This window comes from Clostridium gasigenes (assembly GCF_017348895.1).
Lineage (GTDB): Bacteria > Bacillota > Clostridia > Clostridiales > Clostridiaceae > Clostridium > Clostridium gasigenes.
The window spans coordinates 1,420,001-1,432,500 of sequence record NZ_CP071376.1; the positions used below are offsets into that span (position 1 = coordinate 1,420,001).

The 12,500-nt window shown below is 33.3% G+C and carries 8 protein-coding genes and 2 rRNA genes (2 of these 10 running past the window's edge); all 10 read left to right on the forward strand.

Annotation, left to right across the window (positions count from 1 at the left end; translation table 11 throughout):
* Positions 1-2,273: ribosomal RNA gene (locus J1C67_RS06915) — 23S ribosomal RNA — on the forward strand (it extends 633 nt beyond the left edge of the window).
* A gap of 90 nt (positions 2,274-2,363) precedes the next feature.
* Positions 2,364-2,480: ribosomal RNA gene (rrf, locus tag J1C67_RS06920) — 5S ribosomal RNA — on the forward strand.
* 143 nt (positions 2,481-2,623) lie between these two features.
* Positions 2,624-3,196: a sigma-70 family RNA polymerase sigma factor gene (locus J1C67_RS06925; RefSeq protein ID WP_167867640.1), complete on the forward strand. Its 573-nt coding sequence runs from the start codon at positions 2,624-2,626 to the stop codon at positions 3,194-3,196.
* Complete coding sequence (locus J1C67_RS06930) at positions 3,189-3,962, forward strand: DUF4179 domain-containing protein (protein WP_243176873.1); 774 nt, start codon at positions 3,189-3,191, stop codon at positions 3,960-3,962. Before J1C67_RS06925 ends, J1C67_RS06930 begins: the two co-directional genes overlap by 8 nt.
* Positions 3,943-4,248 carry a hypothetical protein gene (locus J1C67_RS19405; protein WP_244980268.1) on the forward strand — a complete coding sequence of 102 codons (306 nt, stop codon included), beginning with the start codon at positions 3,943-3,945 and terminating at the stop codon, positions 4,246-4,248. The genes J1C67_RS06930 and J1C67_RS19405 overlap by 20 nt, the downstream gene beginning before the upstream one ends.
* A 190-nt stretch (positions 4,249-4,438) precedes the next feature.
* The gene (glgB, locus tag J1C67_RS06935) at positions 4,439-6,403 is read left to right on the forward strand and encodes a 1,4-alpha-glucan branching protein GlgB (RefSeq protein WP_167867641.1); all 1,965 of its coding nucleotides are present in this window, start codon (positions 4,439-4,441) and stop codon (positions 6,401-6,403) included.
* A 123-nt stretch (positions 6,404-6,526) separates the two neighbouring features.
* Positions 6,527-7,960 (forward strand): glycogen synthase GlgA, encoded by a 1,434-nt coding sequence (glgA, locus tag J1C67_RS06940; protein ID WP_167867646.1) that lies wholly within the window; start codon positions 6,527-6,529, stop codon positions 7,958-7,960.
* A 30-nt stretch (positions 7,961-7,990) separates the two neighbouring features.
* The gene (locus tag J1C67_RS06945) at positions 7,991-10,426 is read left to right on the forward strand and encodes a glycogen/starch/alpha-glucan phosphorylase (RefSeq protein ID WP_167867642.1); all 2,436 of its coding nucleotides are present in this window, start codon (positions 7,991-7,993) and stop codon (positions 10,424-10,426) included.
* A gap of 18 nt (positions 10,427-10,444) precedes the next feature.
* Positions 10,445-12,274, forward strand: coding sequence for a glycoside hydrolase family 13 protein (locus J1C67_RS06950; protein WP_167867643.1), 1,830 nt, complete (start codon positions 10,445-10,447; stop codon positions 12,272-12,274).
* Between the two features lie 179 nt (positions 12,275-12,453).
* Positions 12,454-12,500: the 5' portion of a glucose-1-phosphate adenylyltransferase gene (locus J1C67_RS06955; protein WP_167867644.1), read on the forward strand. Its footprint extends 1,114 nt past the window's final position; the window shows 47 of its 1,161 coding nt (coding positions 1-47); it begins with the start codon at positions 12,454-12,456; the stop codon falls past the right edge of the window.

The following is a 12,500-nucleotide window of genomic DNA, read 5'->3' on the forward strand; positions in this document are numbered from 1 at the left end:
CAAGGTTAAGTACTTAAGGTACGGAGCCGAAGGGAAACCAAGTCTTAATAGGGCGACTAGTTGCATGCCGTAGACCCGAAACCGAGTGACCTATCCATGGCCAGGTTGAAGCGGGGGTAAAACCCCGTGGAGGACCGAACCACGTTGCTGTTGAAAAAGCATGGGATGAGCTGTGGATAGCGGAGAAATTCCAATCGAACTCGGAGATAGCTGGTTCTCCTCGAAATAGCTTTAGGGCTAGCGTCGGATATGAGTAATGGAGGTAGAGCACTGAATGGGCTAGGGGGCGTATCGCTTACTGAACCTTATCAAACTCCGAATGCCATATACTATTAGTCCGGCAGTCAGACTATGAATGATAAGATCCATGGTCGAAAGGGAAAAAGCCCAGATCGTCAGCTAAGGTCCCAAAGTGTAAGTTAAGTGGAAAAGGATGTGGGATTTCAAAGACAACTAGGATGTTGGCTCAGAAGCAGCCATTCATTGAAAGAGTGCGTAATAGCTCACTAGTCAAGAGATCCTGCGCCGAAAATGTCCGGGGCTCAAACTTACCACCGAAGCTACGGGCTTGTATTTAATACGAGCGGTAGAGGAGCGTCGTAATCGGGCTGAAGTCGTACCGTAAGGAGCGGTGGACTGATTACGAGTGAGAATGTTGGCATTAGTAGCGAGATGTAAGTGAGAATCTTACAGGTCGAAAACCTAAGGTTTCCTGGGGAAGGCTCGTCCGCCCAGGGTTAGTCGGGACCTAAGCCGAGGCCGAAAGGCGTAGGCGATGGACAATTGGTTGATATTCCAATACCACTACAATCGTTATTATCGATGGTGTGACGGAGAAGGATAGGATGTGCTAGCGAATGGAAATGCTAGTCTAAGCGTTTAGGGAGTTAAGGTAGGCAAATCCGCTTTAACAATTCTGAGGCGTAATGGGGAAGGCCTTTTAGGCTGAAGTATCTGATTCCATGCTTCCAAGAAAAGCATCTAGAAAGAGAAGTAGTGCCCGTACCGCAAACCGACACAGGTAGGTGAGGAGAGAATCCTAAGACCATCGGAAGAATTGCAGTTAAGGAACTAGGCAAATTAACCCCGTAACTTCGGGAGAAGGGGTGCCTGCGAGAGCAGGCCGCAGAGAATAGGCTCAAGCAACTGTTTAACAAAAACACAGGTCTCTGCTAAAGCGTAAGCTGATGTATAGGGGCTGACTCCTGCCCGGTGCTGGAAGGTTAAGGGGAATGCTTAGCGCAAGCGAAGGTGTGAACTTAAGCCCCAGTAAACGGCGGCCGTAACTATAACGGTCCTAAGGTAGCGAAATTCCTTGTCAGGTAAGTTCTGACCCGCACGAATGGAGTAATGACTTGAGCACTGTCTCAACTGCAAATCCGGCGAAGTTGTAGTGCGAGTGAAGATGCTCGCTACCCGCGATTGGACGGAAAGACCCCGTAGAGCTTTACTGTAGCTTAGCATTGAATTTCGGTATTGTCTGTACAGGATAGGTGGGAGACTGGGAAGCTAGGGCGTTAGCCTTGGTGGAGTCATCCTTGGGATACCACCCTGACAGTACTGAGGTTCTAACTGGACGCCATGAAACTGGTGACAGGACATTGTTAGGTGGGCAGTTTGACTGGGGCGGTCGCCTCCTAAAAAGTAACGGAGGCGCTCAAAGGTTCCCTCAGAACGGTCGGAAATCGTTCGAAGAGTGCAAAGGCAGAAGGGAGCCTGACTGCGACACCTACAAGTGGAGCAGGGACGAAAGTCGGACTTAGTGATCCGGTGGTACCTCGTGGGAGGGCCATCGCTCAACGGATAAAAGCTACCTCGGGGATAACAGGCTGATCTCCCCCAAGAGTCCACATCGACGGGGAGGTTTGGCACCTCGATGTCGGCTCGTCGCATCCTGGGGCTGTAGTAGGTCCCAAGGGTTGGGCTGTTCGCCCATTAAAGCGGCACGCGAGCTGGGTTCAGAACGTCGTGAGACAGTTCGGTCCCTATCCGTCGCGGGCGTAGGAAATTTGAGAGGAGCTGTCCTTAGTACGAGAGGACCGGGATGGACCGACCTATGGTGCACCAGTTGTTCCGCCAGGAGCATCGCTGGGTAGCTAAGTCGGGACGGGATAAACGCTGAAAGCATCTAAGCGTGAAGCCTCCCTCAAGATGAGATTTCCCATAGCATAAGCTAGTAAGACCCCTTGAAGAACACGAGGTTGATAGGTCAGAGGTGTAAGTATGGCAACATATTTAGCTGACTGATACTAATAGGTCGAGGGCTTGACCAATTTACAATAATTCATGTGCAATTTTCAGAGAACAAAACTCTGATAAAATTAAATATAAGAGACTAAATCTATGATTTAGGATCTAAACCATCTGGTGATGATGGCGTAGAGGAAACACTCCTTTCCATTCCGAACAGGAAAGTTAAGCTCTACAGCGCTAATGGTACTGCACGGGCAGCTGTGTGGGAGAGTAGGACGTCGCCAGGTTAATAAAAAAGAGTCTAATTTAATTAGACTCTTTTTTTGCGTGCAAAAAAATGAAAAAATTTGAAACTTTAAGTATTACTTCATAGTCTAATTGCTGTAATATGCATATTAGTAAAATAATTTATTAAGATAAGGAGAATGTTATGGATGACGTAGCTACTATGAAAGTCAAAATATTAAATTTAAAAAAATCTAATCAAAAATCAATGGTAAAGAAGGATATAGTAAGAGATAGAAAATATTTAGGTGAACTAATAAAAAACAATAAGGTTTATCTATATAAAATTGCATATAGCTATGTGAAAAATCAAGATGATGCTTTAGAAATAATCCAAGAATGTAGCTATAAAGCTATGTTAAATATAGGGAAGCTTAAAGAAACTAATTATTTTAAAACTTGGATAACTAGAATACTTATAAATTGTAGTATTGATTTTTTAAAGGCTAAAAATAATCAAATATCATTTAATGATGAAATACGATTAGAGCCTATAACTAAATCAATATCTATTGATGAGAAGTTAGATTTGTACAAAGCAATAGATTTATTAAATTACAAATATAAGACTGTGATTATATTAAAATATTTTAATGATATGACTATTGAAGATATATCAAAGATTATTGAGATACCTCAAAATACAGTTAAGACATACTTAAGAAGAGCAAAGAATAAGCTTGGTAATAGTTTAGAGGAGGATTATTTAAATGAGTAATAAACAATTTTCAAATATAGAAATCCCAGAAAATATTGATCTAATTATTAATAATGGTATAGAAAGAGCGGATAAAGAGATTAAATTAAAAAAATCTAATAAAAGAAAGTTTAATATAACTATTACTGCCGCTAGTATATTGTTCTTCTTAATTTTAGGGTTTGCAAATCCTGCTCTAGCAGCAAAAATCCCTATAGTAGGAAGTGTATTTGATAACATAGAAAAAAATATTTATTTCCCTGGCAATTACTCAGAATATGCTACATCTGTAAATGAAACTGTTACTAATAACGGAATAAGTATTACTTTATCAGATATTTTATGTGATGGCGAAGGGCTATACGTTACTTATGTAGTAGAAAGTGAAGAACCTTTTAAGTATACATCTTGGGGGAATGGTCCATTAACTAGGAACCAACTTTTAACTGGAGAAGCCTATAATAATGTAAGTTTTTCTAAAGATGAATTAGATAATAGTGGAATTGCAGGATTAGAAGGAAAATTTATAGATGATAATACCTTTATTGGTATGGAGCGATATTACCTAAAGTCGCTAAATACAGAAGTGCCAGATAATTTTGACTTTCAAACTAAGTTAACCTCTGTTCGCACAAAAGCGTTAGATGATAGTGAAAAGAATCAAACATTTAATGGAACATGGGCTTTTAAGGTACCTGTTAAAGTTGATAAAGCTATAAGTAAAAATATAGATAGACTATACACAAGCTGGATTTTATTTAGATTCCATGAGTATTACACCTTTTAGAATCACAATAAATAGTAGAAATCCAGGGACTACACTATACTTTGTAAGGGTGTTTGATGATAAAAACAATCAACTTAAAATTGAGAGTAGTAGCGGTTTCGATGAAAATAAGCAAATTTCTTATTTTGAATCCATGAACAAGTATTCAAAATCTCTAAGGATTGAGATATATCATGATATATTAGAAAAAGGAGAAATTACCTATAATGAAGATGGAAGTATTAACACTGATTATAAAAAGGTAGGTCAAGAAATTTTACTGGAAAAAACTATAAATTTAGAATAAGTAAAATAATAGTGATATAAGTAATAGTTTAAATGCGTAATTATAAATAACTCTAGTTTCTAGGGTTATTTTTTTGCTTTTAATTATTTAGACAACGTATACATAACTTTAAATTATGAAAGTTAGTATATTACTGAAGTAAACATAATAGATATAGAAGGAGAATTGATGAGAATTAGGAGGATTTGAAATGACACTAATAAGTAATAGTACAGATATATTGAGAGAAGAATATCTGAGTGATTTAGATATATACTTATTTCATCAAGGTAAAAACTATTATAGTTATAAGTTTATGGGATCTCATTATGTTTTTGAAAATGGAGTAGCAGGTATTAGATTTACAACATGGGCACCAAATGCAAGTAGTATTTATGTAATAGGAGATTTCTCTAACTTTGAGTCTCAAGAAAAATATAGTATGAGAAAAGTTACTAATATGGGATTGTGGAGTATTTTTATTCCCAAATTAACTACAAATATAAATTATAAATACTGCATAACTAATAAATGTGGAAGTAAAGCTATAAACAAGTCAGATCCTTATGCAGTTACATCAGAATTAAGGCCAAACACAGCATCAATAGTAACTAAATTTGAAGATTATATATGGAATGATAAAGACTGGATTAAGAAAAGAAATAAAACTAATATTTATGAAAGTCCTATAAATATATATGAAGTTCATTTAGGGTCATGGAAGACTAAAAATGGACAATATTTAACATATAAAGAGTTAGCAACTGAACTACCTGAGTATTTATATGAAATGGGATATACTCATATAGAATTAATGCCACTAATAGAATATCCATTAGACGCATCTTGGGGATATCAAGGGATAGGATATTATTCTGCAACAAGCAGATATGGAAAACTAGAAGAATTGAGGGAATTAATAGATGCATTACATCAAAAGGACATTGGAGTAATCCTAGATTGGGTACCAGGACATTTTTGTAAAGATGAGCATGGATTATATATGTTTGATGGAGGGCCTACTTATGAATATGAGGAAATATGGAAGGCTGATAATAAGGGGTGGGGAACATCTAATTTTGATTTAGGGAAACCGGAAGTTAAGAGTTTTCTAATATCAAATGCATTATTTTGGCTAAGAGAATTTCACATAGATGGACTTAGAGTTGATGCAGTTTCAAGCATGATTTATCTAAATTACGGAAGACCAGAAGGCGAGTGGATACCAAACGTTCATGGTGAAGATGGATGCTTAGAGGGAATTCAATTTTTAAAGGATTTAAATAAAGCTGTATTTCTAGAATATCCTAAGGTATTGATGATAGCCGAGGAGTCTACTTCTTGGCCAAATGTATGTAAGCCTATAGAAGATGGTGGATTAGGATTTAATTTTAAGTGGAATATGGGGTGGATGAACGATACATTAAAATATGTAGAGTTAGATACTATACACAGAAAATATAATCATAATAAATTAAATTTCTCCATGATGTATAATTACTCCGAAAATTTTATTTTGCCAATATCACATGATGAAGTTGTACATGGTAAAAAATCTTTAATAGATAAAATGTGGGGTGATTATTGGAATAAATTTGCGGGGCTTAGGTGTTATGCAGCATATATGATTGGGCATCCAGGTAAGAAGTTATTATTTATGGGAGCAGAGTTTGGTCAGTTTATTGAATGGCGAGAATATGAGCAGCTAGAGTGGAAGCTAATTAATAAATTTGATACACACAAAAAAACACAAGATTATTTTAAAAGTCTTAATCATTTTTATAAAGAGAACAAAGCACTATGGGAATTGGATTATGATACTGAGGGATTTACATGGATAGATGCAGATAATAAAGAGCAAAGTGTAATTAGTTTTATTAGAAAGGGTAGAAATAAAAAAGATACACTACTGTTTATATGTAATTTTACACCTCAAGTATATTATGACTTTAGAATTGGGGTGCCATATATGGCTGACTATAAAGAAATATTTAATAGTGATAAGGTCGAGTACGGTGGTTCGAATCAAGTTATGGATGAAACTTTAGTAGCTGAAAAGAATGGATATCATAATCAGAAATATTCAATAAAGATTAAGGTTCCACCTATGGCAACAATAGTATTGAATATTAGTAAATTTAATAAAGATGAAGATTTAATAGAAATCAATATTTAATAGAGATAATATTTTTAAAAAATAAAAAATAAAAAAAGTAAAAAATAAAAAAGTAAAAAGTAAAAAGTAAAAAGTAAAAATAAAAAGTAAAATTAGAAAATAAAGAGTTGGAGGATAATTATGATGAATGTTTTATTGGTAGCACCAGAGGCACATCCGCTTATAAAGACAGGGGGACTTGGAGATGTTATGGGAGCTTTGCCCCAATCACTTATGGAGTTGGGAATAGATGCAAGAGTGGTAATTCCAAAATATAAGGATATAAAGGATGAATTTAAGGGGAAGTTGAAATTTCTCAAATGGTTTATGGTAAGAGTAGGCTGGAGAAATCAATATTGTGGAGTATATGAATATAAGAACAAAGGGGTAACCTATTATCTGTTAGACAATGAATATTATTTTGGAAGAGATGGATTATATGGTTATTATGATGATGGAGAAAAATTTGCATTTTTTGATAGAGCAGTGCTAGAATTTTTAAAGCAAATTAATTGGAAACCAGATGTATTACATTGCAATGATTGGCAAACAGGTATGGTGCCAGTCCTTCTTAAATTGGAATATATATATGATGATTTTTATAAGGATATGAAAACTGTATTTTCAATTCATAATTTATTCTTTCAAGGTGTTTTTTCACCAGAGATATTACCAGAGTTATTTGGATATGATGATGAACCATTTAAAAATGGAAGTTTAGAATTAAATGGGGGGGTAAGTTTCTTAAAAGGTGGAATTAATTACTCTGACCAAGTAAGTACTGTAAGTGAAACTTATGCAAATGAAATACAAACACCTGAATATGGAGAAACTTTAGATGGTTTATTAAGATGTAGAAGTTATGCACTTAAGGGAATTGTTAATGGTATAGATTATGAAGAGTATGACCCAGAAACAGATGGGTTTATAGCTGAAAATTATTCAAGTGATGATTTGAAAGCTAAAGGGGTTAATAAAGAGCAGCTACAGAAGGAACTAGGATTGACTGTTAATAAAGATATTCCAATGATAGGAATTATATCTAGATTAACTCATCAAAAAGGCTGTGATTTAATAATAAATATATTGGATAGAGTTCTTCAAAAAGATGTTCAAGTGGTAGTCCTTGGAACCGGAGATTATTTATATGAAGAGACCTTTAAAAATTTCCAATATAGGTATCCTAGGAAAGTATCGGCTAATATAATGTTTGATAATGGATTGGCTCATAAAATATATGCGGCTTCTGATATGTTCTTTATGCCTTCGCTTTTTGAACCTTGTGGACTTGGACAATTAATAGCTTTAAGATATGGAGCTGTTCCAATAGTTAGAGAGACTGGGGGATTAAAAGACACAATTTCACCTTATAATAAATACAATGGAATAGGGAATGGTTTTGGTTTCAAAAACTATAATTATAGTGAGTTAATGAATGCTATAGAACAAGCATTAGAAATCTATAACCATAAAGATATTTGGGAGACATTAGTGTTGCAAGCCATGAAATCAAATAATAGTTGGGAGAAATCAGCTAAAGAGTACAAAGCGTTGTATGGAGGATTAATAGTAAGATGATTATAATACAGCTATTAGGGAGGAGAGAATATGTTAGACATAAATAAAGATGAATTAAAAAAGGATTATGAAAAGAAATTCTTAGAGTTAAATGGTAAGGAATTAAGGGATGGGGCTGACCTCCAAAAGTATGAAGCACTAGGTATGCTAGTAAGAGATTATGTTATAAGAGCATGGATAAATACAAATAAGAAATATAAGAATTCAAGTGAAAAACAAGTCTATTACTTTTCTATGGAATTTTTACTAGGTAGATTACTGGGGGATGCGCTTTTAAACCTAGGTATAAGAGAAACTTGCAAGGAAGCTTTAGATGAACTAGGAATAGATTTATACAAGTTAGAAAATCTTGAACAAGACCAAGGTTTAGGGAATGGCGGTCTTGGAAGGTTGGCGGCATGTTTTCTAGATTCTATGGCATCCTTAAATATTCCAGGACATGGATGCGGAATTAGATATAAGTATGGTTTCTTTGAACAAAAGATAATTGATGGGAAGCAAGTTGAGGTTTCAGATAATTGGCTTAGAGAAAGAAATGTTTGGGAGATGAAAAAGGCTGATAAATCAGAGATAGTTAAGTTTGGGGGAGAAATTAAAACAGAAACTATAAATGGGAAATTGATGTTTACCCATGTAAATTATGAACCTGTTTTAGCACTGCCTTATGATACGCCTGTTGTGGGTTATAAAAATGAAGTTGTTAATACTTTAAGGCTATGGAGTGCGGAGCCTGTATGTAATGAGTTTGATTTCTCATCTTTCAATAGAGGAGATTTTTTAAAGGCAATAGAGTACAAAAACTCAGTAGAATCCATATCATTAGTATTATATCCTGAGGATTCATTTTATGAAGGAAAGAAATTAAGGTTAAAACAAGAATATTTCTTTGTTTCAGCAGGTCTTCAAAGTATTGTAAGGGATTATAAAAAACATGGAGGAAATATTTTAGAATTAGAAGAAAAAATAGCTATTCATATTAATGATACTCATCCAACACTGGCAATTCCAGAATTAATGAGAATATTAATGGATGATGAGAGGTTAGATTGGGAAACCGCATGGAGACTTACTGAAAATATAGTTTCATATACAAATCATACTATATTAGCAGAGGCTTTAGAGAAATGGCCAGTAGAAATGTTTAAAAAGTTGTTACCAAGAATTTATATGATAGTAGAAGAAATAAATGAGCGGTTTTGCAAGGAACTTTGGAATAAATATATTGGACAATGGGATAAAATTTCCAGAATGTCTATTATCGGAGATGGATATATTAGAATGGCTAATCTTGCAATAGTAGCTAGTCATAGTGTTAATGGAGTTGCAAAATTGCATACAGAAATATTAAAGAAGAAAGAAATGGCAGATTTCTATTATTTATATCCTAAAAAGTTTAATAATAAAACAAATGGAATTACTCATAGAAGATGGTTATTAAAATGTAATCCAGAATTAACTAATCTATTAACCGAAACTATAGGAGAAAGTTTTATTAAACATCCAACAGATTTAGAGAATTTTGAGAAGTATTTAGATGATACAAATATAAGGGAAAGATTAGCTAAAATAAAATTGAATAATAAAAATAAGTTAGCTACTGAAATTTATAATACTAAAGGAATTATAGTAGATCCAAACTCTATATTTGATGTGCAAGTTAAAAGAATACATGCATATAAAAGGCAAACTTTAAACTGTTTAAGAATAATGGAGTTATATAATAGGATAATTGAAAATCCCAATTTAGATATAGTACCAAGAACATTTATATTTGCAGGAAAAGCAGCGCCTGGATATTATTTAGCGAAAAACACAATTGAATTAATAAGTAGTATTGCTCATAAGGTTAATAATGATCCTAGAGTAAAAGATAAAATAAAAGTTGTTATGATGGATAATTATAGAGTGTCGCTTGCAGAAAAAATAATACCAGCAACAGATTTAAGTGAACAAATATCAACAACTACCAAAGAAGCATCAGGAACTTCTAATATGAAATTTATGATGAATGGAGCTGTAACTATAGCAACTTTAGATGGTGCAAATATAGAAATTAAGGATGAAGTTAAAGAGGACAATATAGTTATATTTGGATTAGATGCAGAAGAGGTTTTAAATTATTATAAAAATGGAGGATATTCTTCTTGGGATGTGTGTAACAATGATTTAAGGTTAATGAAGTTAACTACAGAGTTAATTGATGGAACTTATAATGTGGATAGAAGAAGGTTTAAGTGTATCCATGAGAATTTATTAGATTATAATGATGAGTTCTTTGTACTAAAAGATTTTGATGAATATTTAAAGGCGCAAGATAGAGTTGATAAACTATATAGAGATAGTAGTAATTGGCAAAGAATGTGTGGAGTTAATATAGCTCATTCAGGAATATTTTCATCAGATAGAACTATAAAGGAATATGCTACAGGTATTTGGGGATCTGAGGTTCTATATAAGAATTTATAAGTAGGGAGGAAATTTTCCATGGAGGATATAAGAGCTTTTCATAATTCTCACAAATTAGAGTATAGAAATCCATTTGGTGCAGTAAAAGTAGGAACGACTATTAAAATATCTATTGAATTAAATAAAGAAGCTACAGTATATATTCATACTACTAGCTTTAAGGGACGTGAACAGGAAATATCAATGGATAATGTATTTAAAAATCAAGATGGAAGTTTCCTATATACAGGAATTATAGACACCAGCAATTCATTAGGATTATTAAATTATTATTTCAAAATAATATACAACAATGATGTTGTATATTATGGTAATAATAATGATATATTAGGTGGCATTGGTCAAAGGTATGACTATAGACCTAAGTTATATCAAATAACGGTTTATAATGAAAGACCAGTGCCGGATTGGTATAAAGAAGGGATAATATATCAAATATTTGTAGATAGATTTTTAAATGGAAATGAAAAAGGAGAAATTAGTTCTCCTAAAAAAAATAGCTTCATATATGCTACATGGGAAGATGAACCTATGTATATTAAAAATGAAAAAGGAAATATAGCAAGATGGGACTTTTATGGAGGAAACTTAAAAGGTGTAAAAGAAAAGTTGGAATATATTAAATCTTTAGGCGCATCTATTATATATATGAATCCTATTTTTGAGGCTGTTAGTTGCCACAAATATGATACAGGTGATTATAAAAAAATAGATGGAATGTTTGGAACTGAGAAAGATTTTAAAGTACTGTGTGAAGAGGCTAAAAAGTTAGGCATAAGAATTATTTTAGATGGGGTATTTAGTCATACTGGGTCAGATAGTAAGTATTTCAATAAATTAGGAACTTATAAAAATGAAGGTGCATATCAATCTAAAGAATCGAGATACTACAATTGGTACAGGTTTAATAAGCATCCTAATGAATATGAGTGTTGGTGGGGATTTGATAATCAACCAAATATAAACGAGTTAAATGACGATTATGTGAATTATATAATAAAAGATGAGGACTCAGTTATAGCTAAATGGATGAAGCTTGGAGCAAGTGGCTGGAGATTAGATGTAGCAGATGAGCTACCAGATAAGTTTATACAAATGATAAAAGAAAAAATGCTAGAAGTTGATGAAAAGAGTGTATTAATAGGAGAGGTTTGGGAAGATGCTTCAAATAAAATAAGCTACTCAGATAGACGGGAATATTTTTTTGGTAAGGAATTAGATTCTGTTACAAATTATCCTTTTAGAGATATAGTTATTGGACTTATTGAAGGTAATATAAGTTCAGATTTATTTATAAAGAAGTTAATGAGTCTGTTAGAGAATTATCCAACTGAAAATTTTTATAGTTCTATGAATCTTTTAGGAAATCATGATACAGAGCGTATATTTACTAAATTGAGTGAAAACATGGAATTGCTAAAATTAGCTATAGTTATACAAATGACAATTCCAGGAGTTCCGTTAATATATTATGGAGATGAAGTAGGATTATTAGGGGGAAGAGATCCTCAAAATAGAAGACCTTACCCATGGAATAAACAAAATAAAGAAATATTAAATTGGTATAAGGTATTAGGGAATATTAGAAGTAATGAGGTGAGCTTAAAAAAAGGTAGCTTTAAGCCTATAAGTATTTCCTCCGAAGTATTAGCTTATGAACGTGAATATAAAAGTGAAAAAATACTTGTATTAGTTAACACAACAAATAGGGAGTTAGAATGTAAATTTAAAGGTTATGGTAAAAATTTAATAGGATTAATAGATAAAACAGAAGGTTACGAGGAGATTGATGGAGAGATTAATATAAAGATGTGTAATCATGGTGTTAAAATTATTAAGTTAATATAAGTTATTTATTTGAATGTCCCTAAAAGCTCTGTAGGAAATTTTCCTTCAGAGCTTATTATATTTTTTAATATAATAAATAGCATAAACAAAGTTACATAAGCATAGATATAGATAAGGCAATGGAAATGGAATCAAAGGGATAGCATACAAATGTAGGTGAAGAGGGGGATAAATATAAAATGAGTAAAAAGGAAATAGTTGCGATGATTTTAGCTGGAGGACAGGG